The 23,090-nt window shown below is 42.9% G+C and carries 24 protein-coding genes; 11 read left to right on the top strand and 13 right to left on the bottom strand.

Translation table 11 applies throughout. The annotated features are described in order from the left end of the window. Positions 1-42: 42 nt before the first annotated feature. The 5 genes from NKI27_RS04505 to NKI27_RS04485 all read left to right on the top strand — a co-directional run bounded on the left by NKI27_RS04505 (position 43) and on the right by NKI27_RS04485 (position 4,251). Positions 43-813, top strand: a complete 771-nt coding sequence (locus NKI27_RS04505; protein WP_265048500.1) for an ABC transporter ATP-binding protein — start codon at positions 43-45, stop codon at positions 811-813. 83 nt (positions 814-896) lie between these two features. After that, positions 897-1,652, top strand: a complete 756-nt coding sequence (locus tag NKI27_RS04500) for an ABC transporter substrate-binding protein (RefSeq protein ID WP_265048499.1) — start codon at positions 897-899, stop codon at positions 1,650-1,652. Positions 1,653-1,741: 89 nt separating this feature from the next. After that, positions 1,742-2,443: an ABC transporter permease gene (locus tag NKI27_RS04495; RefSeq protein WP_265048498.1), complete on the top strand. Its 702-nt coding sequence runs from the start codon at positions 1,742-1,744 to the stop codon at positions 2,441-2,443. A 3-nt stretch (positions 2,444-2,446) separates the two neighbouring features. Then, positions 2,447-3,169 (top strand): ABC transporter permease, encoded by a 723-nt coding sequence (locus tag NKI27_RS04490; RefSeq protein WP_265048497.1) that lies wholly within the window; start codon positions 2,447-2,449, stop codon positions 3,167-3,169. Continuing rightward, entirely contained in the window at positions 3,166-4,251 is a 1,086-nt protein-coding gene (locus NKI27_RS04485; RefSeq protein WP_265048496.1) for a succinylglutamate desuccinylase, read from the top strand. The genes NKI27_RS04490 and NKI27_RS04485 overlap by 4 nt, the downstream gene beginning before the upstream one ends. A gap of 10 nt (positions 4,252-4,261) precedes the next feature. Here NKI27_RS04485 and astB read toward each other — a convergent pair whose 3' ends face one another. The 7 genes from astB to NKI27_RS04450 form a co-directional block, all read right to left on the bottom strand. After that, entirely contained in the window at positions 4,262-5,599 is a 1,338-nt protein-coding gene (astB, locus tag NKI27_RS04480) for an N-succinylarginine dihydrolase (RefSeq protein WP_265048495.1), read from the bottom strand. 59 nt (positions 5,600-5,658) lie between these two features. Beyond that, a complete protein-coding gene (astD, locus tag NKI27_RS04475; RefSeq protein ID WP_265048494.1) occupies positions 5,659-7,161 on the bottom strand; it encodes a succinylglutamate-semialdehyde dehydrogenase in 1,503 nt (500 codons plus the stop codon). A 5-nt stretch (positions 7,162-7,166) separates the two neighbouring features. Further along, positions 7,167-8,210, bottom strand: coding sequence for an arginine N-succinyltransferase (astA, locus tag NKI27_RS04470; protein ID WP_265048493.1), 1,044 nt, complete (start codon positions 8,208-8,210; stop codon positions 7,167-7,169). Positions 8,211-8,279: 69 nt separating this feature from the next. Further along, positions 8,280-9,296 (bottom strand): arginine/ornithine succinyltransferase subunit alpha, encoded by a 1,017-nt coding sequence (gene aruF / locus NKI27_RS04465; RefSeq protein WP_265048492.1) that lies wholly within the window; start codon positions 9,294-9,296, stop codon positions 8,280-8,282. Between the two features lie 57 nt (positions 9,297-9,353). Continuing rightward, complete coding sequence (locus tag NKI27_RS04460; RefSeq protein WP_265048491.1) at positions 9,354-10,586, bottom strand: aspartate aminotransferase family protein; 1,233 nt, start codon at positions 10,584-10,586, stop codon at positions 9,354-9,356. A 180-nt stretch (positions 10,587-10,766) separates the two neighbouring features. Continuing rightward, complete coding sequence (locus tag NKI27_RS04455) at positions 10,767-11,873, bottom strand: NAD(P)/FAD-dependent oxidoreductase (protein ID WP_265048490.1); 1,107 nt, start codon at positions 11,871-11,873, stop codon at positions 10,767-10,769. 25 nt (positions 11,874-11,898) lie between these two features. Then, entirely contained in the window at positions 11,899-12,243 is a 345-nt protein-coding gene (locus tag NKI27_RS04450; protein ID WP_265048489.1) for a helix-turn-helix domain-containing protein, read from the bottom strand. Positions 12,244-12,505: 262 nt separating this feature from the next. On the opposite strand from NKI27_RS04450, the gene NKI27_RS04445 reads away from it, so the two are divergent. After that, positions 12,506-12,910, top strand: coding sequence for a hypothetical protein (locus tag NKI27_RS04445; protein ID WP_265048488.1), 405 nt, complete (start codon positions 12,506-12,508; stop codon positions 12,908-12,910). Positions 12,911-12,963: 53 nt separating this feature from the next. Here NKI27_RS04445 and NKI27_RS04440 read toward each other — a convergent pair whose 3' ends face one another. Then, positions 12,964-13,479: a DUF4136 domain-containing protein gene (locus NKI27_RS04440; RefSeq protein WP_265048487.1), complete on the bottom strand. Its 516-nt coding sequence runs from the start codon at positions 13,477-13,479 to the stop codon at positions 12,964-12,966. A 242-nt stretch (positions 13,480-13,721) separates the two neighbouring features. On the opposite strand from NKI27_RS04440, the gene NKI27_RS04435 reads away from it, so the two are divergent. The 5 genes from NKI27_RS04435 to cmoB all read left to right on the top strand — a co-directional run bounded on the left by NKI27_RS04435 (position 13,722) and on the right by cmoB (position 17,801). Further along, positions 13,722-14,720, top strand: a complete 999-nt coding sequence (locus tag NKI27_RS04435) for a serine/threonine protein kinase (protein WP_265048486.1) — start codon at positions 13,722-13,724, stop codon at positions 14,718-14,720. A gap of 40 nt (positions 14,721-14,760) precedes the next feature. Continuing rightward, the gene (locus NKI27_RS04430) at positions 14,761-15,093 is read left to right on the top strand and encodes a hypothetical protein (RefSeq protein ID WP_265048485.1); all 333 of its coding nucleotides are present in this window, start codon (positions 14,761-14,763) and stop codon (positions 15,091-15,093) included. 2 nt (positions 15,094-15,095) lie between these two features. Then, positions 15,096-15,998 carry a DMT family transporter gene (locus NKI27_RS04425; RefSeq protein ID WP_265048484.1) on the top strand — a complete coding sequence of 301 codons (903 nt, stop codon included), beginning with the start codon at positions 15,096-15,098 and terminating at the stop codon, positions 15,996-15,998. A gap of 62 nt (positions 15,999-16,060) precedes the next feature. Further along, the gene (gene cmoA, locus NKI27_RS04420; protein ID WP_265048483.1) at positions 16,061-16,795 is read left to right on the top strand and encodes a carboxy-S-adenosyl-L-methionine synthase CmoA; all 735 of its coding nucleotides are present in this window, start codon (positions 16,061-16,063) and stop codon (positions 16,793-16,795) included. Between the two features lie 22 nt (positions 16,796-16,817). Beyond that, a complete protein-coding gene (cmoB, locus tag NKI27_RS04415) occupies positions 16,818-17,801 on the top strand; it encodes a tRNA 5-methoxyuridine(34)/uridine 5-oxyacetic acid(34) synthase CmoB (protein WP_265048482.1) in 984 nt (327 codons plus the stop codon). Positions 17,802-17,854: 53 nt separating this feature from the next. On the opposite strand, the gene NKI27_RS04410 is transcribed toward cmoB, so the two are convergent. From NKI27_RS04410 to hflK, 5 genes are all read right to left on the bottom strand, one after another. Then, a complete protein-coding gene (locus tag NKI27_RS04410; RefSeq protein ID WP_265048481.1) occupies positions 17,855-19,147 on the bottom strand; it encodes an adenylosuccinate synthase in 1,293 nt (430 codons plus the stop codon). Positions 19,148-19,303: 156 nt separating this feature from the next. After that, positions 19,304-20,491 (bottom strand): ATP phosphoribosyltransferase regulatory subunit, encoded by a 1,188-nt coding sequence (locus NKI27_RS04405; RefSeq protein WP_265048480.1) that lies wholly within the window; start codon positions 20,489-20,491, stop codon positions 19,304-19,306. A gap of 86 nt (positions 20,492-20,577) precedes the next feature. Then, positions 20,578-20,763 (bottom strand): DUF2065 domain-containing protein, encoded by a 186-nt coding sequence (locus NKI27_RS04400; protein WP_265048479.1) that lies wholly within the window; start codon positions 20,761-20,763, stop codon positions 20,578-20,580. A 180-nt stretch (positions 20,764-20,943) separates the two neighbouring features. Then, positions 20,944-21,822: a protease modulator HflC gene (gene hflC / locus NKI27_RS04395; protein ID WP_265048478.1), complete on the bottom strand. Its 879-nt coding sequence runs from the start codon at positions 21,820-21,822 to the stop codon at positions 20,944-20,946. Next, the gene (gene hflK / locus NKI27_RS04390) at positions 21,822-23,030 is read right to left on the bottom strand and encodes an FtsH protease activity modulator HflK (RefSeq protein ID WP_265048477.1); all 1,209 of its coding nucleotides are present in this window, start codon (positions 23,028-23,030) and stop codon (positions 21,822-21,824) included. Before hflK ends, hflC begins: the two co-directional genes overlap by 1 nt. Positions 23,031-23,090 lie beyond the last annotated feature (60 nt).

The raw sequence follows: 23,090 nt of genomic DNA, 5'->3' as shown, positions 1-23,090 counted from the left end.
CTGTTTTGTAGATTAATAAAACTTAGATTTCCGGAGATTTTTATGGGAGAAACTGCTCCCCTCATAGTGAATGATATTCACAAAACCTTTGGCACACTCGAAGTACTTAAAGGGATATCCCTTGAGACCCGCAAAGGTGACGTTATTTCACTCATAGGATCATCGGGCTCCGGCAAGAGTACATTTTTGAGATGCATAAACCTTCTTGAAACTCCTACATCAGGTGAGATATTTGTTGATGGCGAACAGTTAAGCTTTAAGACCAATAAAAAAGGATTAAGGATCCCAGCCGATGTACGACAGGTTGAGAAAATGAGATCCCGTTTATCAATGGTTTTTCAGGGGTTTAATCTTTGGTCTCACATGACCGTTCTTGAGAATATTATAGAAGCCCCTATCAACGTTTTAGGCATCCCCAAAAAGGAAGCCATTGAGAAAGCATCTGCCTTACTTAACAAAGTAGGGATATATGAACGCCGAAACTATTACCCCGCACAAATGTCTGGTGGCCAACAACAAAGAGCAGCTATCGCAAGAGCACTCGCCATGGAGCCAGAAGTTTTGTTGTTTGATGAACCTACGTCTGCCCTCGACCCTGAGTTAGTTGGTGAGGTGTTAAAAGTAATGCACAGTCTAGCAGACGAAGGGCGAACCATGATTGTAGTAACGCATGAAATGGCTTTTGCAAAAGACGTATCATCGCAAGTTTTATTCTTGCATCAAGGGTTAATAGAAGAACAAGGCACACCATCTAAGGTGTTTGATAATCCAGATTCAGAAAGAATGCAGCAATTTCTTGCCCCAAAATATTAACTCTATAGACGTTATTATTTGGTAGGCTAGTTAGTAGGTAAATACGTTAATAACATTTAAAAATCAATAATAAGGGGTATTAAATGAAAAAACTGATAATCGCAGTTTCATGCATGCTAGCTTTTACAGTAGGTTCACTGCAGGCAAAAGATTGGAAAGAAATACGAATTGCGGTTGATGTACCATATGAACCGTTTGAATTTAAAGCATCTGACGGTACTCTGACTGGCTTCGAAATTGACTTAGGTAATGCAGTTTGTGCAGAAATAAAAGCAAAATGTGAGTGGATCACTCAAGCATGGGATGGAATTATTCCTGGTCTGCTTTCTCGTAAATATGACGCTATCATGTCCTCTATGTCTATTACAGAAGAACGTGCTAAAAAGGTTCTTTTCTCTGAAGGCTATTACAATACACCTTCTGGCTGGTTTGCCAAGAAAGGCGCAAACCTTGTGACATCAGACAAAGCATCAATGAAAGGTAAAAAAGTAGGTGTTCAGCGTGGCACGCTTCAGGATAACTACGTTACTGAAAAGCTGGGTGACGTTGTTGAAGTTAAGCGCTATACCACTGCAGATGACCTGGTGCTTGACCTTACTGGTGGTCGTCTAGATGTCGTATTTCTAGACTACCCTGTTGGCGAGCAAACAATCATTACAAATACTGACTATGAAACAGTCGGCGACACGATTCCTGTTGGTGAAGGTATCGGTGTAGCGTTCAGAAAGCGTGACAAAGAGCTTGCTAACAAGTTTAACAAAGCCCTTAAGAAGCTTAAAGAGGATGGCACATACGACACCATCATGAAGAAATACTTCACCTACAACATTAAGATCTAAAGAAAACGCTCAACTCAGTTTAATCTGGGTAACTTAAGGGGGCCACGCTTGTTCCGGCCCCTTACCTTTCACCTTGACGGTATACAACTATGCTTGATCTTCATGGGTACGGTCCATCCATTCTCAAAGGAGCCGTTCTGACCGTTGAGGTAGCGTTACTATCTTTGCTACTAGCCGTTATTCTTGGTTTGCTGGGAGCGCTAGCAAAACTTTCTCCCAACCCTATTTTTAAAGGCATCGCGACGACATATACAACACTTATTCGCGGTGTGCCCGACCTAGTATTAATGATGTTGATTTTTTTTGGTGGTCAAATGCTAATGAACAACATTTGCGACTGGATAAATGACACTTTTGATACAGATATATGGATTAATGTAAATGAGTTTACTGCAGGCGTCATTACCATTGGATTTATATTTGGTGCCTATATGACAGAAACTTTCAGGGGCGCATTTCAGTCTGTTGAAGTGGGTCAAATAGAGGCCGGAAAAGCTTACGGGATGACGCCTTGGCAAGTGTTTAGTCGCATTATGTTCCCCCAAATGATGCGCCATGCATTACCCGGAATTGGTAATAACTGGCTTGTCCTGTTAAAAACTACGGCATTAGTTTCAGTGATAGGCCTATCTGATATGGTTCGACTTGCTTCTGAAGCAGCGAAAGCTACACATGAGCCGTTTCGATTTCTACTCCCTGTAATAATAGGCTTTCTTTTGATGACGGCAGTATCTGAATGGGGCCTCAAAAGGCTTGAACAGAAATACAGCGCCGGCGTGGTGAAGGGGTAGAATATGCTTGAACAACTAAATCTACTACTCGCCCAAAATGATATTTTTAACCCCTCTACTCTTTCTCATTATTGGGGGGGCTTCGTTGTAACCGTTCAACTTGTTTTTATGTCGCTGATCATAGGGGCTGTTATTGCGCTACCTTTAGGCATACTGAGAACATCATCAAACCCATGGATTAGTAAGCCTATATGGCTTTATGTCTATATTTTTCGTGGTACACCGCTGATCGTTCAACTTTTTTTAATTTATTACGGCACCTCTCAAATCGAAAGCATTAAGGATACTTGGCTGTGGGATAACATCCTAAGTGAGGCGTTTTACCCATGTCTAATTGCATTTGTATTAAATACTGCCGCTTACACCACTGAAATTATCAAAGGTGCAATAGACAATACACCATCAGGTGAAATAGAGGCTGCAAAAGCGTACGGTATGTCCTGGGCTCAAAGAATGAGAAGAATCATACTGCCCAGTGCATTTCGTCGAGCATTACCCGCATACGCTAACGAAGTGATTTTTATGCTACACGCAAGCGCCATCGCCAGTGTAGTGACCATCGTAGATCTTACAGGGGCTGCCAGAGATATATATTCTCGATATTACGCGCCCTTTGATGCATTTTTATTTGTCGCCGCCATCTACTTATGTATTACTTTCGCACTGATATTTAGTTTCAGGCACTTAGAAAATAAACTATTAGCGCACTTAAAGCCGTTATCATGACCGAAGAAAAATCAACCACCAGAAGAACACTCTTTGGGACTTCGTATGACTTTCTTAGTCACTCTCTTGAGAATGCTACGAAGTCGATAGACCCATGTTCTGTTAATTTAGTCGATGGCTCAACGGTCATACTGCACGCACTAGGCTGTTTGGAATTCGTTCCTGCACATAACGAGAATGCAATTAAACCAACTAAGCTGATCTTATCAGCGGGCATACATGGTAACGAAACAGCGCCTATTGAGTTCTGCAATACGCTTATAAACGAAATACTTGATGGCCTTTACCCAATCAAAGTGCCTACACTTTTTATCTTCGGAAACCCACAAGCAATGGTGGCAGGTGAGCGCTTTGTAGAGCAGAACCTCAACCGATTATTCTGCGGCTTACACGAGTCCACCGCTTATAGTTACTCAGTAGAAGGAAAAAGAGCAGCCCTTATTGAACGCTATGTCGATTCATTTGTTAAAGAAGGCGGCGAATGCCTTGTTAATCACTACGACCTTCACACAGCTATCCGAAACTCTGAATTTGAAAAATTTGCTATATCCCCCTACATAGCAGGCCGTTCAACGAACCCATCGCAACTTCAATTTTTAGCGTTCAGTGATATCGAAGCATTTATATTTCAAACGACACCTGGCAATACTTTTTCGTCTCATACGGCAGAAAAATACAATGCAGAAAGTTTTACAGTGGAGCTTGGAAAAGTCAGAGCATTTGGAAACAACCTTGATTTCAAATACCACGCTATCACAGAGAATTTAAGATTACGACTACAAGGTCGTTGGCCTACCCCCAGAAAGTCAGAGCACAGAATTCAATGCTTTATATCTAGCCATGAAATCATCAATACCGGTAAAGATTTTGTGCTTCATATTCCTGAGGATGTTAGTAATTTCAAAAAATACCCTAAAGGTAGCTTGATCTGGGAAGACAAAGAGCAGCATTATTACGTAAAAGATCAAGACGAATATATCGTCTTCCCCAACAGCCAAGTTGAAGCGGGTCAGCGTGCTGGCATTATGCTCCGGCTAGTTAATATGGGCGATACGAAGCACCCACCTCCCTCACTCCATTAGCCTACCCAGTTCACTTTTGAAATGGATATACTGAACCCAGTTTTAATATTTGAGTCAACTCATCCAGTGCGGTTTCTGACTCTCTAAGAAGTGTACTATCCGCTAAATCATCGGTCGTTAATCTATCTCTATAATGCTTATCAACCCACTGATTTAGAGTAATGAACAAATGATCTGACATCATAATATTTGGATTAACGGCTGCCTGTTCATTTTCTGTCAGCACCACTCTTAACCTTAAACAGGCTGGTCCCCCTCCGTTTCGCATGCTTTGTTTAAGGTCAAACATTTCGATCTGATCAATAGGTCCTCCCGATGCAACCAATTGATCAAGGTAGGCGGTAACAGATTCGACCTCCTTACATTCTGAGGGTACAACAAGCATCATAGAACCATCGGACTTTGTTAATAGCTGGCTATTAAAAAGATAAGAGCGCACCGCTTCATCAACCGTCACATCCCCACTACTAACCTTAATTGGGTTTAACGTAGCACCTTTCAGCTTTCGGTCTAGCTCAGAGAGGACACGTTCGGTCTCTGAAAAGGCCTCTTCGTGATAAAACAAGACATTACCATTCCCAACAGAAATAACATCATTATGAAACACGCCTGCATCAATAGTAGAAGGTTTTTGCTGCGCATAAACGACTCGTTCACCAGGTAAATGATGGAGTCTTGCGATAGCTTCGGATGCTTCTAATGTCTGCCGAGCAGGATATTTGTTCGGCTTAGGAGCGGCCTCCTCAAAAGCTCGACGCCCATAAACAAAAAACTCTACGCCTTCTGAACCATAGTCCGCACAGAATCGAGTATGGTTGGCTGCGCCCTCATCACCAAACTGAGAGACTGATGGCAAAGCATCGTGATGAGCAAAATAACGTGCATCCGAAAATGATGCCTTCATAATGTTAGATGTTAGTTCGTGCTCTATTGAGCGGTGAAATTTTGCATTTAAATTTGCCGCGGTAAAATGTACTCGCTGATCTAACGTATCTGCGCTAGGTGAAACTGTGACTGCATTAGCAGTCCACATACAGGAAGCCGAAGAAACCGCAGCAAGCAATACTGGCGACGCTCGATTCACATCAGACAATACCTTTTCATCACTACCCGTAAAGCCCAGCCTTCTCAAAACATCTATATTGGGTCTATGATGAGGCGCTAACACTCCTTGCTTGAACCCCATCTCCTGCAAAGCCTTCATTTTTTTTAGGCCTTGCTTGGCTGCTTCTTTAGGGTTTGAAATGGCCATCACATTCTCTTCAGATGCGACATTACCGTAAGACAACCCACTATAATTGTGGGTCGGTCCAACTAAACCATCGAAGTTAAGTTCACGTGCTGCCATCTAGTTGCTACCTTCTTTAATTCAATGCACCTTAGTGATTCAAACAAAACCGCTTCCCCCTAGGTCATATCTAATCCTGGGGATAATTGCGCCGGCAATGTAGCGTGATCATCTTCTACCGAAGCCATTGGATAGGCACAGTAGTCTGCCGCATAATAAGCGCTAGGGCGGTGGTTTCCACTCGCCCCAATGCCACCAAATGGTGCAGCACTGCTCGCGCCAGTTATCGGCTTATTCCAATTCACGATACCAGCTCTAATATCACCAAGAAACTGTTCGTACAGCGCTCGCTCATCACTAATCAAGCCAGCAGAAAGCCCAAAGCTTGTTTGATTAGCAATTTCAATCGCTTGTTCAAAAGTTTCATACCGAATCACTTTTAATAACGGGCCAAAATGCTCTTCATCTGGGAGGTTGACAACCGAGGTCACGTCCACTATCCCTGGCGTCAGCATTGCAGCATCAGGCCTTATCTGCTGCATACTTAAAATTGCCGTAGCGCCAGAATCAAGCAGTGATTTTTGAGCCTCTAACAACTCTTCTGCGGCATCAATAGAAATCAACGCACCCATAAATGGTTGATCTTCTGCGTCAAACACATCAACCTTTAATCGACTCGACACATCTGCCAAGCGCTCAATAAATGCGTCGCCTTCAATACCCACAGGCACTAGCAACCGCCTAGCACACGTGCACCGCTGCCCAGCAGAAACAAACGCAGACATAACAGTATGATGAACTGCGGCGTCTAAGTCACTGGGTCGATCTACAATTAACGGGTTGTTCCCTCCCATTTCGAGCGCCAGTATTTTGTCAGGACGCCCAGCAAACTGCTTATGCAGAATATGGCCGGTACCAGAACTACCAGTGAAAAATAAACCATCTATTTGATCATGGGAGGCAAGTGCAATACCGGTTTCTTTATCGCCCTGCACCAAATTTAAAACACCTTCGGGGATCCCCGCTAAATGCCACAACTTTATGGTTTCTTCTGCCACCATAGGGGTCAGCTCACTCGGCTTAAATATAACGGTATTACCCGAAATTAACGCAGGAACAATATGACCATTTGGTAAATGTCCTGGGAAGTTATAAGGCCCAAACACAGCCACTACGCCATGAGGACGATGCCTTAACACCGTATGACCTGCAGCAACATTGGCTTCTTGGGTGCCCGTTCTTTCTTCGTAGGCGTTAATAGATATTTCAATTTTACCAATCATTGCGGCAACTTCAGTTCGAGACTCCCACAACGGCTTGCCTGTTTCTTTACCTATGCACTGCGCAAAGTGCTCTTTGTTTTCTCCTAATAGTTGGGCAAATCGTCTAACGATATTTTTTCGGTCCTCTATCGACTTTTTTTTCCAACTTGAAAACGCGTGTCGGGCAGCGGAAATAGCATTATTCACATCGTCAGCATTAGCTGAATTTCCCTGCCAAACGCTTTGCTGTGTCACGGGGCACAACGAGTCTAGCACTGCCCCCAGCCCTTCCTTCCATAAGCCGTTGATATAAAGACGCCCTAACGGTAAACCAAGACTACTGTTCGTATTATTAGTCAAAATAATTACCTCTTCATTTCTCTTAGACTAACGGCGCGTAACACATCACCGGAACAAACCTTCAACTGCTCTGCAAGCTCGACAGGGATGTCGATAGTATCCTGCCGAATACTAGCGCCTGGCACTAATGCAACACGGAAGTCTGAAAATAACCGATTAGAAACAAGGTAGAGCGATGAGTCACCTCCAGTAACCACTTTGGGGTTTTTCACAACTTGAGCATGCCGCTTAAAACTTTCTCTTACTACTCGAATATTATTTACAAACGCCTCTATCGCTGGGCCTCCGTCAAAAATATCGATGAACCCATTAAAATTAAACCCTTCAGTTTCAAGCATCGCTCTAGCGGGCTCGGTATCGGCATGAACATGCCCGACTACTTTTTGAGCCTCTTCACTTAAAAAAGGGAGATATATGGGGTATTTAGGCATTAACTCAGCAATAAATGATTTCCCCTCAACCCCCGTAAGGTAGTCGGCGCGCGAGAATTCCATGGTAAAAAACTTTTTACCAAGCGATTCCCAAAACGGAGATTGCCCCTGTTCGTCAGAATAGCCTCGCATCTCGGCAAAAACCTTTTCACTAAACATTTCGGGGAAGTCTGCCAAAAATAAAAATCGACTTTTAGATAACAGCAAGCCGTTACTATTCTTTCGATAGTTAGACTGAAGAAAGAGCGAACACACCTCAGTACAACCGGTCAAGTCATTGGTCAAATAAAGTGTCGGCGTTTGATTGTGAACACCTAGCTCTATTGATGCATTGACAGTGGTGCTAATACGGTAGTTGTACCAAACATCTTCAAGCCCTACCTGAGCCTCTATTCCGCAAACCCCTACGACTTTGCTTGTATCGGTATCCTCTAAGACAAACAGGTACTTAGCATGGGGAGCATCAACTTTTTTGGCAAATGCTTTTTCAGCTTTATCAATTTTAGTTTGTAATAAATTGGGATTATCTGGCAAAGAAGTCACCCCAAAACCCGTATTTTTTGCCAAGTGACAAAGGTCAGCAAAATCACTTTTATTGATTGGACGAATGACCATCATTACGCTCACCTCCACTAATTCGTTTAGCTTAAACCCAACGAGCTATTAATAATTGTTGAGCCAACAATATTATAGCGGCGCAAAGGTCACACGCTCTTTCTCAGACACATCGAGCACCTTAGCAAGCGTATGATTAATACGGATAACATCACCTATTCCATCTGTTAGATGCCCGACAACACACTTAAAGTCAGAAAAGTCACCGTTACAGATAAGATATTTAACACCTCCGCCATTAGATTCAGTGACCTTTACGGTTTTTGTGTGCATACTTTTTACTGTATTTAGATCATTTACATGTGCTCCAAGCGTTGGGCCTCCATCAAAAATATCAATATGATTACCCACTCTAAACCCTTCTCTGTGGAGCAACTGACAATTCTGCTCCGCCAATGGGTGAGGCTTTCCAATCGCTGCTTGAGCAGCATCTGAAAGAAGGGGGACATAAATCGGATGTGAAGGCATAAGCTCTGCAATAAACGTCTTACTTTTAACGCCAGAATAATGATCGGCGGTGGCGAAATCCATATCGAAAAAATGACGCCCTAAGCTATCCCAAAATGGGCAATCACCCGTTTCATCAGAAACGCCTTGAATTTCAATAATAATATCTTCATCAAAACGTTCTTTGAATAAACCGATAAAAAGCAGTCTAGCTCGAGATAGCAACCCAAAAAATTCTGTCCCCCGATACTCTGGAGCAATCGTCAACGAGCAAAACAGTGTCTTACCCGTCAATTCATGGGTCATATAAAGAATAGGTATATGATTATTAACCTGGAGCTGGCGAGAAGAGTGAATCAGCTCATCTCGCCGGTAGTTATAAAACGGCTGTCCGTTACCAGCACTTCGGTCTATACCGGCTGTACCCAGCACTTCTCCCGTCTCAGTGTTTTCAAGGATAAATAAAAATTGTTCTATGCCTCCCATCGATTCATCACCCGCAAATGAGCGGGTAGATGCATCGATTTTTGCACTGAGCTTGTCGCGCTGCTGCGGCAACGTCGATATTTTAGCGCTATTATGATTCGCTAGTTTTTCTATACTCACCAAATCCGAAAAAGTACTGGGTCTAACGGTCAACATATAACCCCCAAATTCATATTCGTTGCAGGTATGATTTAACTATGAGTTCAACAACACCTACCCAACAACCTTCTCGACCGCTCTTTCAAATCGAGCGAGGCCTTCTTTTATTTCATCATTTTCAATCACGAGAGAAGGTGTAAAACGAATAACACTAGGCCCTGCAACTAGCACCATCACATGCTCAAGTTGCGCAGCATTCAAAAAGTCTTTTGCTTTACCTTGCCACTTTTCGTTGAGCGCTGCGCCAATCAAAAGACCTGAACTACGCACTTCATCAAATATCTGATACTTATTATTGATGGCATCCAGACCTTCAATAAATAGCGTATTCTTTTCTTTTACGCCATTCATGACGACAGGGTCTGCAACAGTATTTAGCACTGCTTCACTCACGGCACAGGCCAAAGGGTTACCGCCATAAGTACTGCCGTGCGTTCCAATCACCAAACTTTTTGCAATTTCAGTAGTTGTCAGCATTGCACCTATAGGAAAGCCACCTCCTAACGCCTTTGCGCTAGTGAGGATGTCAGGGGTTACACCAAAATTCATATACGCGTAAAGTGCGCCTGTTCGACCAACGCCAGTTTGCACCTCATCAAAAATTAATAGCGCATTATGCTTATCGCACAGCGCCCTTACACCTTCGATAAAGGCTTGTGTCGCAGGAACAACCCCCCCCTCACCTTCAATTGGCTCCATAATAACGGCGCAGGTTTTATCCGAAATTTTTGCAGCCAACGCCTCAAGATCATTAAAGTCAACGTGACTTATACCCCCAGGGACAGGTTCAAACCCTTCGCGGTATTTAGCTTGCCCCCCTACAGATACAGTAAACAATGTTCTGCCATGAAAGCTATTGTTAAACGCTATAATTTCGTTCTTCTCAATACCATTGTTTTTGTCTGCGGGGAACTTTTCCCACGCATAACGTCTAGCCAGTTTTAACGCAGCTTCATTGGCCTCTGCGCCTGAGTTTGCAAAAAACACTTTATCGGCGAACGTTAACTCTGTAAGGCGCTGCGCAAGACGAATAGCCGGCTCATTAGTCAAAACGTTACTCAAATGCCAAAGTTTTTCACCCTGACTTTTTAGAGCGCTCACTAATGCTGGATGAGCGTGCCCCAGAACATTCACGGCAATGCCCCCCGCAAAATCTATATATTCAGTTCCGTTTTGATCCCATAACGTTGAACCTTCACCACGAACCGGAATTATTTGACCCGGTGAGTAATTGGGAACCATTACATCATCAAACATTTCACGGGTTACGGTTTTTTGGTTTGTCATGCCTGCCTCACTAATGTAAATAACCACAAAACTCAAACGCCTAAGTAGGCAAGACAGTTTTGCATTCAATACTAAGTATTCTAGTCTGGGTTTATGACAAAGGCTTGTAAAAATACAACATATTGTTTCTAAATCGTCTATATATTAGCGATAACAATATTTTTAGCTTACAGCTAAGCCTTAAATGCGGGTTGCGACATACTCAGCAATAGACAACGAAGACGTTAAACCAGGCGACTCTATACCTAAGAGATTAACCAATCCGGACACCCCATGCATCGAAGCATCCTGTATCATAAAATCTTCAAAACCACCGTCAGGACCACTTAGTTTTGGCCTGATGCCCGCATAAGCAGGCTGTAGCTGCGCCTTTGGAACAGTAGGCCAATATTGCTGAATAGCGGCTTCGAAATGCGCCTTTCGCAACACATCAACGGGGTAGCTTTTTTCCGTCACCCACTCAACATCGGGTCCAAACCGCGCTTGACCTGCTAGGTCCAATGTTAAGTGAATACCTAAACCACCAGGTTCTGGTACAGGGTAAATAAGATGATTAAAAGGTGCCTTACTCGGTAATGAAAAGTAATTTCCTTTCGCCATATAAAATGCGGGTATACATTGACTCGGAAAATTCTTAATTTTTGATAGTACGTTAACCGCATCGAGCCCTGCGCTATTAACAACAGACTTAGCCGTCAATTTAAACGGTGCTTGATGATTAATTAAAAGCTCAATGCCAGCACCTGTAATCTCACCGGAGACAACAGGGCTATTAAAAACAAACTGAGCGCCTGATTGCTCAGCATCATGCTTAAGCTGCAGCATTAATTGATGACTATCGATAATGCCCGTAGAGGGAGAACGAATAGCTGACAGCGCGCTCAGTTCGGGCTCCAGAATTTTCAGTTGAGCGCCAGAAAGAATTTCAAGCCCTTCAACATCATTCCCTCGCCCTTTGGCTAAAATTTTATCGAGCTCTGTAGCCTGCTCATCATTAGTTGCAACAATAAGCTTGCCACACTGCTTAAATGGTACGTTATGCAATTCACAGTAGTTATATAGCTTTCGACGTCCTTCGACACAAAGTGTTGCTTTCAAGCTCCCCTTTGGATAATAAATGCCGGCATGGATAACCTCACTATTGCGGGAAGACGTTTCACTGCCTAGCTCGCTCGTCGCCTCAAGCAGCCATACTTCACGACCCAACAAAGCCAATTGACGCGCAACAGCAATACCCACCACGCCGCCACCAATAATGACGCAATCAGCATGATAATGTTCTAGCATCTAAAACCTTTTAATTCGCATATTATCATTGTTGTTTTTTATAAACTCTGGGGGGAGCGCCTGTCCACCGTTTAAACGCGCGAGTAAAACAACGTCGATCTGCAAACCCTAAAGAGTCACTAATTTCTTCAACGCTTTTACCGGCAGCTAAAAAGCATCGAGTTAAATCAAGCCTAGCATTATCTTGCAGCGTTAGGTAACAGGTATTTTCTTCTTTAAGTTTACGTTGCAACGTACGCCTGCTCATATTTAACTCAGTCGCCATGTCATCAAGACTACAGCAAATGTTTTCTGGCTTAGCTCTCCATACACACATTATTTTTGCTGCAATCTTAAGCTTTGTCGTAACGAGAGCAATATCAAGCGCCATGCGATAGAATCCAACTTAAACAATCATTTAAAGACGATCTAAAAACTGTACCGATGTAATCATCTGTTAATGATAGTTATGCGGATTGAGTGGTCGTTAATCAACCCTTCGGTTATATAAATGAGCTAACCTCAATATAGAGTACCACCTGCTATAATGATCTGTTCAAAGTGGACAACTTAAGTTGATGGAAGATAAAATACCCGCCATACTCTACCTTCAAAATGAAGTAGCATGAACTCAGGCAAACATCGGAGCGTTAATGTCGGATAAAAAGCAATTCACCATTGTGATGCTAATTGCGTCTTTTTTTGTTGCTTGGATCGTATATAGCAACATGTCGATAATTTTTATAAACAATATCGTGCTAGAAGATAAAGAATTAGGCGAGTACCCATACCCCTTCCGCATACTAAAAAAAGACGCCGATACCGCCGTAATGGGTACACTCCGCTCAGCCGATATTCCGGCCTCGACCGCACTTAAACTGCTTTTTCCGGAGCTTCAAGACGAAGCAGACAGTAGTAAAAATATGCAGCACGCTCAAAAAGAGATGGCGAGACTCCAGGCTAAAGCTAAAGGCATCGTATTATCTCATTCGGAGTTTAAGCAGGTACGATGGGAAATAGATGAAAACTGGTTTCGAGTACAAGGTATAAAACCTTAAATGATAAAGTGTCAGTTAAAACTGACACTCACCTTTCTAGCGATCAATACACATCAAAACATCGATGAAGGGTATCCTTCAAAAACCTCATCCATTGCATCATCTACTCTAGCCTGAGTAACATTATCAATGGTAACACCGGTAATATCACTAATAGAAGAAGCCTTCCAAATTATTCTGTCAGTGTTAGTGTCAATGATATTAATTAATAAAGAACCTTCATTAACTGGCTCGATTTGGCTTTTAATATAAACGCCATTTCCTGTACTAATTTGTTCCTGTCTCATCTCTTGGCTGTGTTCAATACGCGTTGCATAGCGAATCAGTAAATCACCCTTTTCATTCAACGTATGGCTAAGACCCTTATCAGCCAACGCACCAATAATTCCGTTTTCAATCATGCTATTTAATCCTGAAGCCTGATGACTTTGCTGAATAGCCTCAATTGTAAACGTTTTATAGCTGTCAAACGGTGCACTTTCATCATAATTCATTTGAATATTACGGCGTGATGAAGAGGCGCATGCAGTAAGGACAACGCATAAAAAAACACAAACTAATTGCTTCATGTATAACTCCCTGTGTATTTATTAAAATTTTATAATTTCTCTAACCAATAGACGGCTCTGCCTGACTATACTACAAACATTCTTTAATAAATGTATTAGCTTGGCAAAAACGCTAACGCACAATAAAAAATATTCTACACTCAGCTGTTTTACATAGATTATTCAAATAATAATCACACAGCAAATTAAAAACAGTATGGTATTATCACCTACTTACTCAGAACGTTCACTAGAGGCTATCAATGGTAAATTCTTTAGATCAATCGCATCCCTATAATGATCTAAAACCTGAAACGGTTATTGATGCGGTTGAGAGCCTTGGCATCTTGAGTGATGCTCGAATTTTTCCATTGAACAGTTACGAGAACAGGGTTTATCAGGTCGGAGTTGAAGAAGACACCCCCATCATTGCAAAGTTTTACCGCCCTTACCGATGGAGCGAGCAAGCAATAATAGAAGAGCACGAGTTTTCATGGGAGCTATATGACCATGAGCTTCCCGTTGTGCCCCCCGCAAAAGATGAAAAAGGTAAAACACTTCACCAATTTAATGGGTTTCATTTCGCTTTATTTAAGCGCCAAGGCGGCCATGCACCTGAACTCGACAACTTAGATAGCCTGTTTCTGATTGGTCGCCACCTAGGCAGAATGCACGCCATTGGCGCTCAAACTCGCTTCAAGCACCGACCCAGCATTACAGTAGACGAATGGGGTGTTGCCAGCAGAGAGTTTCTTCTATCACATGATTTTATTCCCCGTGAACTCAAGCTCGCCTATGAAACACTCACACAAGATTTGGTCTCAAAAGTCAGTACTATTTGGAATCGATTACCAGACTTGAAAACATTTCGTATTCATGGCGATTGTCATGGCGGAAACATGCTTTGGCGAAATGATTTGCCGCACTTTGTTGATTTTGATGACTGCCGTAATGGTCCCGCTATTCAAGATGTGTGGCTATTACTTTCAGGTGATCGCCAGCAAAGAACTCTGCAACTTTCAGAAATTGCAGAAGGCTATAATGAATTTTTCGACTTTGAACCTTCCCAATTAGCCTTAGTCGAAGCGCTGAGAACACTTAGAATTATGAATTATAGTGCTTGGCTAGCTAAACGCTGGAGCGACCCAGCTTTCCCTCATCACTTCCCGTGGTTTAATACAGAGCGGTATTGGGCCGAGCATATATTAGAGCTCAGGGAGCAACTTGCGGCATTAGATGAAGACCCGCTAATACTGTATTAAGCGTTCTACCCTACAATTTCTAACACGTTTGGAGCTTTTCATGTCAGAAAATAATGTTACGGCTAATAATGATAATGTTAGCAAAAACATCCTCATTATTTCGGTTCTCGGCGCCGTTTTCTTAACGATCGCCGCCTTAGAATTGACCGGTAAAATTAAGCACAACGAAGCAAAAGATGAGTTCCCTGTTAGCAGCTATCAAGCCATTCTGATTAAAAAAGGGGAAGAACACAAAATTTCACGAAAGCCATCTAATCAAACCGCGCAATGCATTAACGAGTACCTCTTTATTACGGCCGATGATGATAGCAATATGCAGGGACTTATCGTCGATTATAAAAATCGTGGAGTTCGTTGCCAAGTTGCACATTAAGTATGAATAAAACTAATCTTCAATCTAATATTCTCCTGCTTATTACCGCTGCTATTTGGGGGTTTGCGTTTGTTTTTCAGCGCACTGGAATGGACCATGTTGGCCCCTTTACATTTAATGCTGCACGCTTTGCACTAGGGACCCTTTCACTCATCCCTGTTTGGTGGTGGTTTTCGTCGCGCGCTAAAGAAAAGTCCTCATCTAAGGTTTTTTATTACGGGCTAGTAGCAGGCGTTTTTCTATTCACTGGCTCTACATTTCAGCAAGTTGGCATTCAATATACTACGGCAGGTAAAGCAGGTTTTATTACAGGGTTATACATCGTCATCGTTCCGATATTCGCTCTTTTTATGGGGCAATATACGCGAAAAGAAACCTGGATTGGCTCAACTCTAGCACTCATTGGGCTCTACCTTCTTAGTGTCACCGATGACTTGACCATCGAGTATGGCGATACATTAATATTGATAGGCGCACTATTTTGGGCTGGCCATGTACTGGTTATAGCTAAGTACTCTCCTCACGTTTCTGCAATTTCACTTTCGGTTGTGCAGTTTGCAGTTTGTGCACTATTAAGCTTTATTACGGCCCTTTTCACAGAAACAATCGAAGTACCTAATATTTTATTAGCCGGCGAAGCTATATTATTCACAGGCATATTATCCGTTGGCATCGCCTATACACTTCAAGTAATTGCCCAACAAAACGCACACCCCGCTCATGCAGCTATTATTCTCAGTCTCGAGGCGCTCTTTGCAGCTATTGGGGGTTGGTTGCTATTGAATGAAGTTCTCTCACTCAAAGCTCAAATTGGATGCACTTTAATGCTACTTGGCATGGTGGTCTCTCAGATAAAATTATTCAAAATACCTTCTACAATTGGGGAAAAGCCAACAATAGGCTAAAATACTCAATCTAGTTTTAGATCAAAAAATTCATTAAATAACACTCTATACCTGGTATTAACATGGTTGATCAAAAACCCGATAACATTTATGCCTCTCCACTGGATCGAGTGGCTGATTTCGCCTTCGACGATGCCGTGGCCAGAGTATTCCCAGATATGATCCAAAGATCGGTGCCTGGATATACTACGATCATTCCGATGATAGGGCTCATCACGGAGCGTTACGCAAAGCCCAACACCCAATGCTATGACCTAGGTTGCTCACTTGGCGCGTCTACGCTCGCCATGCGTCACGGACTGAAAAAGGCACAATGCACATTGATAGCCATCGATAACTCTGAAGCCATGATTAAGCGGTGTGAACATTACATTGAGTTAGATAATGGCGTAGCGCCTGTCGAGCTTCGCTGTTGTGATATGCGTGAAGTCGCGATAGAAAATGCCTCTGTCGTGACGTTAAATTTTACGCTTCAGTTCATACGGCAAGGAGACCGCCCAGCGATGTTGAAAAATATAGCTAACGGCTTACATTCGGGCGGTGCTCTTATTCTATCAGAGAAGGTTTATTTTGAACCTACCGAAGAACAGCAAACACTTGAAGCATTGCACTACGATTTTAAACGAGCAAACGGCTATAGTGACCTTGAAATCAGCCAAAAGCGTTCGGCACTGGAGCAGGTGCTCATTCCTGAGACAATAGAGGAACATAAGCAACGCCTATTAGATTCAGGGTTTTCAAGTGTTACTGTATGGTATCAATGCTTTAACTTTGTCTCTTTTTTAGCGATTAAATAACTGACTTATTCGGCTGGTGACTGTGGATTTTTTTAAGATATACCAAGATCTATTTCAATACATGAAAGAGGGCCGACTGAATCGCTGGCTGGATAATTTAATCCCACAGCTGGAACAGCGGCTTTTAGACAACCCTCATGGTGACCTTGCACGATGGCAAGAGGCCCTAGGCCAATTACCAGCGATAAAAGCCGACCAAGTGGCTCTAAATACTCCCGCTATTACCGCAAGTACCGCCGACAAATTATCCGTTGCAGACCAAGCGCAATTAAAATCCGCTTTGATGGCCCTTAGCCCTTGGCGAAAAGGGCCTTTTGAGTTATTCGACACTTACATTAATACAGAATGGCATTCAGATTGGAAATGGGATCGAGTGGTACCCCATATATCCTCCCTTAAAAACAGAGTAGTGTTAGATGTAGGTTGTGGCTCAGGTTATCACTGCTGGCGAATGCTAGGCGAAGGTGCTGAACGCGTCATTGGCATTGATCCCAATTACCTTTTTCTAACTCAGTTTGAAGCCATTAAGAAGTATTGCGGCCCTCAAAGCCCTATTCACTTACTGCCGGTAAAAATGGAAGAAGTGCCAGCCAACCTTGAAGCCTTTGATACGACCTTCTCAATGGGGATTTTATATCATCGCCGCTCACCTATTGACCACCTTATTGAGCTTAAAAGCACGCTCAGAAAAGGGGGCGAATTAGTACTTGAGACATTAGTGATCGAAGGGGATGACGATCAGTGTTTGATGCCTGACGAGCGTTACGCCATGATGAGGAATGTCTGGTTTATTCCAAGTTGCGAGATGCTGACATTATGGCTTAAACGAGCTGGCTTTAATGACATTAAATTGGTCGATTTGAATAAAACAACTACAGAAGAGCAGAGAGGAACGGAGTGGATGACATATCAATCTCTCGACAGTTTTCTGGACCCAGAAGACACCTCTAAAACTATTGAGGGCTACCCTGCACCACTAAGAGCGACGTTTGTTGCCACTAAATAAAACCAATAAAAAAGGCAGAGTATAAACTCTGCCTTTGTGTTTTCTAAACGACCTTACGCAAATGGACTGCGTAAAACGATCGTTTCATTTCTATCTGGGCCTGTCGAAATAATATCAATAGGCGCTTCGATCTGCTCTTCGATAAACTTGATGTAGTTTTTCGCATTCTCTGGCAAATCTTCAAGGGTCTGAATGCCTAATGTGCTTTCACTCCATCCTGGCATTTCTTTATAGATAGGCTCAAGATCTTCATAGTGATCACAATCAACCGGAGGGCGCGTCAACTCACCGTTCTTGGTTTTGTAACCTACGCAAACATTAATGGTTTCTAGACCATCAAGCACATCAAGCTTCGTCAAGCAGATGCCTGAGACACTGTTAATTTGAATGGCGTGCCTAAGTGCAACCGCATCAAACCAACCACATCGACGAGCTCTGCCTGTGGTTGCACCAAATTCATGACCTTTCTTAGCAAGGTGAGCGCCTTGATCACAAAACAGCTCTGTTGGGAATGGGCCAGAACCCACACGAGTCGTATAGGCTTTAGTAATACCTAGAATATAATCAAGGTACATAGGACCAAAACCACTACCGGTTGCCGTTCCACCTGCAGTTGTATTAGAAGACGTCACAAACGGGTAAGTGCCGTGATCTATATCTAGCAATGAGCCTTGCGCACCCTCAAATAAGATATTCTCGCCCTTTTTACGGTAATTGTGCAGTTCATCAACCACATCTACCGCCATTGGCAGAATTTGCTTAGCCATTTCAAGGGTATCATCTAATGTCTTTTGAAAATCGACAGGCTCAACTTTGTAATAATTTTCTAGAACAAAGTTGTGGTACTCCATTACTTCACGGAGCTTTTCAGCGAAACGTTCTTTATTACAAAGATCAACTAAGCGAATACCTCTTCGTGATACTTTGTCCTCGTAGGCTGGACCAATACCACGGCCAGTGGTACCAATTTTGTTATTACCTAGTGCACTTTCACGCGCAATATCTAACGCAACGTGATAAGGCAAAATAAGCGGGCAAGATAAGCTTATTTGTAAACGCTCTCTAACAGGAACACCCTTTGCCTCAAGCTCACCCATCTCTTTCAATAGAGCTTCAGGTGAAAGAACAACGCCGTTTCCGATTAAGCAAGTTACATTTTCACGCAAAACACCTGATGGTATAAGGTGCAAAACCGTTTTTTCGCCATCAATTACCAGCGTATGGCCTGCATTATGACCACCCTGAAAGCGAGCTACAGCAGCAACCTGTTCAGTTAACAGGTCAACTATTTTACCCTTACCTTCGTCACCCCATTGGGTGCCCAAAATGACTACATTTTTGCCCATCGTATATATACTCTGTTAAAACAAATACAGTGTTAAAGCGGAATTGTCGTTATATTTATTTGGCTTTCAAGTTAATAAGCTCGTAAATCAATTAAATATGGACTCAATTCCCATTCATTTCGTTCAAGATGAAAATCGTATCGGTAGTACCGTTAATTATATCGGTTTAACGACCCAAGTATCACTCTCTTTAACCAATTCTCTATCGCACCCAAGCTGAGCGGCATCATTGCTATCGCTTTCTACAGAAAGTGACTGCACAACCTTTTCGGTTTGTCGCAAGCGATCAATTGCATCCCAAAGCGTAATATCGTCACTAAAAGGCGCCAATATGCCTTTTTTATTTTCAATACCATCTGGGGACGCAAGCATGGCTAATATTTTCAAATCAGCACTAAAACCTGTTGCAGAGCGCTCACTACCAAACTCTTTACCTATCGCGTCATATCGTCCGCCTTTAGCAACCGCATGACCATAACCAGGGTAATACGCCGCAAAGACTAAACCTGTATGGTAGTTATAGCCGCGTAATTCACAGAAATCGAAGCCTAGCTCTATATTCGGGTAACGCTGCTGTAACTGGTCGATAATTGACTCTAACTGCTCAACGGCATTGAGTACGTCTTTGGACGCACCAGTAACTATCGATTTAATATTCTTGATCGCTTCAATACCACCCGACGCATTAGTCAGTTGCAATAGCATTTTTGCAACAGCCGCATTACCAACGTCGCCAGATAAAAGCTCTTCGAGTTCGGGAATCGATTTTCTACGAATCGCATCAAAAATAGCTAGCTCGGTATCTCGCTCAAAACCTGCCTCGCTAATCAACCCTCTATAGATTCCCACATGAGCAAGATCAACGTGAACCTTTTCAAGCCCTGCCAAATTAAGCGTATTGAGCATTAAAGAAATAACTTCAACGTCAGCCGCTAGTGAGGCTTCACCAAACAACTCACATCCTATTTGGATAGGACAACGATTAGTCAGAAGGTGCGCTGGACGCGCATGAATAACCGCATCGGCATAACATAGTCGGGTTACGCCCTGCTCTCTTAAACTATGAGCATCAATTCTAGCGGCTTGCGGAGTAATGTCGGCGCGTATCCCCATCAGTCTACCGGATAACTGATCGGTCACTTTTAGCGTTTGAAGGTTAAGGTCGTTTCCTGTTCCAGTTAAGAGTGACTCGAGAAACTCAATCATCGGTGGACTAATGAGTTCGTAACCCCAGTTAGATATGTTATCTAACAACCGTCTTCGTAACTGCTCAACAACCCTTGCATTGGGAGGTAATAATTCATCTACGCCATCGGGAAGCAACCAGCGATCTGATACTGTCATTTTTACGCCTGTCAGAATCTATTCAAAGTACATTTTGTAAGTACATTTTGAGTATGCACTTATTAAATTAATGTGTTGCGATATGATCAATGCACCAGGTAGAGCAACCCCGTACCTAATAACATACTTATCAACCCCATGACTCTCATCGAACGATTATCGATTTGAGCCAAGGTTTGAACCATATTCTTCCATCGCTGAGGGTACAAAAATGGAATAATTCCCTCAATAACCAAAAGCATACTGAAGGCAATACCGATTTCTTGCCACATCAAGCGATCCACCACATTAAGGGTCTAGCCTAAAAATAAGTTTGACCTAAATGATCTCAACCATAAAAACGATCATTTAATCATCAAGTGGGCGATTCTACCCTTTTCTTGCACACAAAAAAACCGGGGAATTAGTCCGCTAATGCCCCGGTCTTATTTTTACGCTATTTTACCAGACTTTTATTTCTTTTTCCCTTGAGATTGATTCAAGTATTTAAGAAAGTCGCTATCTGGGTCAACCACAAGTATGTCGCTCTTGTTAGAGAATGCACTCTCATATGCAGTCAAGCTTCTATAAAAAGAGTAAAACTCAGCATTTTGGCTATAAGCATCAGCATAAATTTGCGCTGCAATCTCATCACCTTCACCGCGCGTCACTTCAGACTCTCGATAAGCTTCCGCTTCAACGACTATTTTTTGGCGATCAGCATCAGCTTTAATCCCTTCTGCTAGCTCACGGCCTTTCGAACGGTGCTCTTGAGCTTCTTTTTCTCTTTCACTTCTCATACGACGATATACATCGCTGCTGACAGTTTTAGGAAGGTCGATACCCTTGATACGAATGTCTACGATTTTAATCCCAAACTCTTCAGCCATTACTGAGTTCATGGCTTTGGTTAGCTCAATCATCAACTCATCACGCTGGCCAGAAATCACTTCATGCATAGTTCGAATACCGAACTGATCACGCAGGCCGTTATCAATTCGAGAGGAAAGCAACATCACGGCTCGGGTTTCATCACCTGAAGTACTCTTATAGTACTTGGCTACATCATTAACCTGCCAAGTAACAAAAGAATCTACCACTAAAGGCTTTTGCTCAATCGTCAAATACTCACGAGCAGGTGCATCTAGCGTCAGAATTCGTACATCAAATTTTCTTATTTCATCAATAATTGGGGCTTTAAAATGGAGCCCAGGCTGAATTTCATTCTCAACCAACTCACCAAAACGTAGCCTAACACCACTTTGAGTTTCGGGTACCACATAAATAGAAGCAGAGCCTATAAGGAGTACGATTAAGGCAACAACTATAATGCCAATAGCTTTAGGACTCATTATTCTCTCCCTCTTCTAGTCGTGTTATCAGACTGTCTAGTACGTAGCTCTTGCAGTACTCGATCAGTTAAGCTTCCTATTTCATCACTATTCAAGCGGCCCGACCCTGCGGAACCTGAAACAGAAGCAGAACCCGATACTGTAGGACTACTCGACATCATCTTATCTAATGGCAAATACATCATGTTATTGCCACCTTCAACATCGACTAACACCTTGCTACTTTTACTCATAACACGTTGCATGGTATCGATATAGAGACGCTCTCTAGTGACGTCTGGTGCTTTATCGTAAACAGACAACAACTTAAGGAATCGAGAAGTATCACCCTTTGCCCGCGCTATAACTTCTTCTTTATATGCGCTAGCTTCTTCAAGTATACGCTGAGCCATACCACGCGCTTCAGGTACCACTTTATTGCGATACGCTTCAGCTTCTGCCTTCACTCGTTGCTCATCTTCTTTAGCTCGCTGAACATCCTGAAACGCATCTTGAACCTCCGCAGGCGCCTGAGTGCTTTCTATGTTCACCTTACTGACTTGCAGACCTGAGTGGTAGAAATCCATAGACTTCTGCAAACGCTCTTGAGTACGAACCGCTAACACAGACCGCCCTTCGGTCAATACTTGATGCAATTCTGCACTACCCACTTCATGTCGAAGCGCTGCGTCGGTCGCGTAGTCTAAGGTTCGTTCGGCATTACGAATATCAAGCACAAACGCCTTAGGATCTTTGACGACATATTGAACCGCTAAGTTAATCTCAACGATGTTTTCATCTTCAGTCAACATATGTCCACGAGTGGCCGCTGAACGAACACGCGTAACATCTACTTTTTCGACACGGTCTACCAATGGCAGTTTAAACTGCAAACCTGGGCCTAATGTTTCTGAGTACTTGCCGAATCGCAGTACAACGGCTCTTTCTCGTTCGTCAACGGTGTAGACAGATTCAACCGCTAAGAGAATAAGTAAACCTATAATGACGATAACGAAAATCCCGCCAAATGCGGCACCCGATCCATTACCACTACCGCTAGAACCAGAGTCTCCTGAGCCATTTGGTTTACCACCAAATAACTTATTCAACTTTTCCATTCCTTTTTTTAGCGCTTCGTCTAGATCTGGTGGCCCTTGATCATTGCCGCGATTTCCGCCGCCCCAAGGATCTTTGTCATTTCGATTACCACCCGGCTCATTCCAGGCCATAAGACTCTCCGTTAATTGAATTCTAAAGTTAAAATAAAGACCGTTGATAGCCTTACGGTT

Source organism: Alkalimarinus alittae (genome assembly GCF_026016465.1).
In the GTDB taxonomy this organism is placed as follows: domain Bacteria; phylum Pseudomonadota; class Gammaproteobacteria; order Pseudomonadales; family Oleiphilaceae; genus Alkalimarinus; species Alkalimarinus alittae.
This window is presented reverse-complemented; position numbering and strand designations above follow the sequence as displayed.

What these genes read in the sequence shown, in the direction of transcription:
- astB (WP_265048495.1), bottom strand. Translation starts at nt 5,599, where the DNA reads ATGGCAGCACGTGAACTTAACTTCGATGGTTTAGTTGGACCGACCCAC.
- NKI27_RS04505 (WP_265048500.1), top strand. Translation starts at nt 43, where the DNA reads ATGGGAGAAACTGCTCCCCTCATAGTGAATGATATTCACAAAACCTTT.
- hflK (WP_265048477.1), bottom strand. Translation starts at nt 23,030, where the DNA reads ATGGCCTGGAATGAGCCGGGTGGTAATCGAAATGACAAAGATCCTTGG.
- hflC (WP_265048478.1), bottom strand. Translation starts at nt 21,822, where the DNA reads ATGAGTCCTAAAGCTATTGGCATTATAGTTGTTGCCTTAATCGTACTC.
- NKI27_RS04435 (WP_265048486.1), top strand. Translation starts at nt 13,722, where the DNA reads ATGGTAAATTCTTTAGATCAATCGCATCCCTATAATGATCTAAAACCT.
- NKI27_RS04400 (WP_265048479.1), bottom strand. Translation starts at nt 20,763, where the DNA reads ATGTGGCAAGAAATCGGTATTGCCTTCAGTATGCTTTTGGTTATTGAG.
- astA (WP_265048493.1), bottom strand. Translation starts at nt 8,210, where the DNA reads ATGATGGTCATTCGTCCAATCAATAAAAGTGATTTTGCTGACCTTTGT.
- NKI27_RS04460 (WP_265048491.1), bottom strand. Translation starts at nt 10,586, where the DNA reads ATGACAAACCAAAAAACCGTAACCCGTGAAATGTTTGATGATGTAATG.
- NKI27_RS04430 (WP_265048485.1), top strand. Translation starts at nt 14,761, where the DNA reads ATGTCAGAAAATAATGTTACGGCTAATAATGATAATGTTAGCAAAAAC.
- NKI27_RS04405 (WP_265048480.1), bottom strand. Translation starts at nt 20,491, where the DNA reads ATGACAGTATCAGATCGCTGGTTGCTTCCCGATGGCGTAGATGAATTA.
- NKI27_RS04425 (WP_265048484.1), top strand. Translation starts at nt 15,096, where the DNA reads ATGAATAAAACTAATCTTCAATCTAATATTCTCCTGCTTATTACCGCT.
- NKI27_RS04455 (WP_265048490.1), bottom strand. Translation starts at nt 11,873, where the DNA reads ATGCTAGAACATTATCATGCTGATTGCGTCATTATTGGTGGCGGCGTG.
- NKI27_RS04490 (WP_265048497.1), top strand. Translation starts at nt 2,447, where the DNA reads ATGCTTGAACAACTAAATCTACTACTCGCCCAAAATGATATTTTTAAC.
- NKI27_RS04495 (WP_265048498.1), top strand. Translation starts at nt 1,742, where the DNA reads ATGCTTGATCTTCATGGGTACGGTCCATCCATTCTCAAAGGAGCCGTT.
- NKI27_RS04450 (WP_265048489.1), bottom strand. Translation starts at nt 12,243, where the DNA reads ATGGCGCTTGATATTGCTCTCGTTACGACAAAGCTTAAGATTGCAGCA.
- NKI27_RS04440 (WP_265048487.1), bottom strand. Translation starts at nt 13,479, where the DNA reads ATGAAGCAATTAGTTTGTGTTTTTTTATGCGTTGTCCTTACTGCATGC.
- cmoA (WP_265048483.1), top strand. Translation starts at nt 16,061, where the DNA reads ATGGTTGATCAAAAACCCGATAACATTTATGCCTCTCCACTGGATCGA.
- NKI27_RS04445 (WP_265048488.1), top strand. Translation starts at nt 12,506, where the DNA reads ATGTCGGATAAAAAGCAATTCACCATTGTGATGCTAATTGCGTCTTTT.
- aruF (WP_265048492.1), bottom strand. Translation starts at nt 9,296, where the DNA reads ATGTTGACCGTTAGACCCAGTACTTTTTCGGATTTGGTGAGTATAGAA.
- NKI27_RS04500 (WP_265048499.1), top strand. Translation starts at nt 897, where the DNA reads ATGAAAAAACTGATAATCGCAGTTTCATGCATGCTAGCTTTTACAGTA.
- NKI27_RS04485 (WP_265048496.1), top strand. Translation starts at nt 3,166, where the DNA reads ATGACCGAAGAAAAATCAACCACCAGAAGAACACTCTTTGGGACTTCG.
- NKI27_RS04410 (WP_265048481.1), bottom strand. Translation starts at nt 19,147, where the DNA reads ATGGGCAAAAATGTAGTCATTTTGGGCACCCAATGGGGTGACGAAGGT.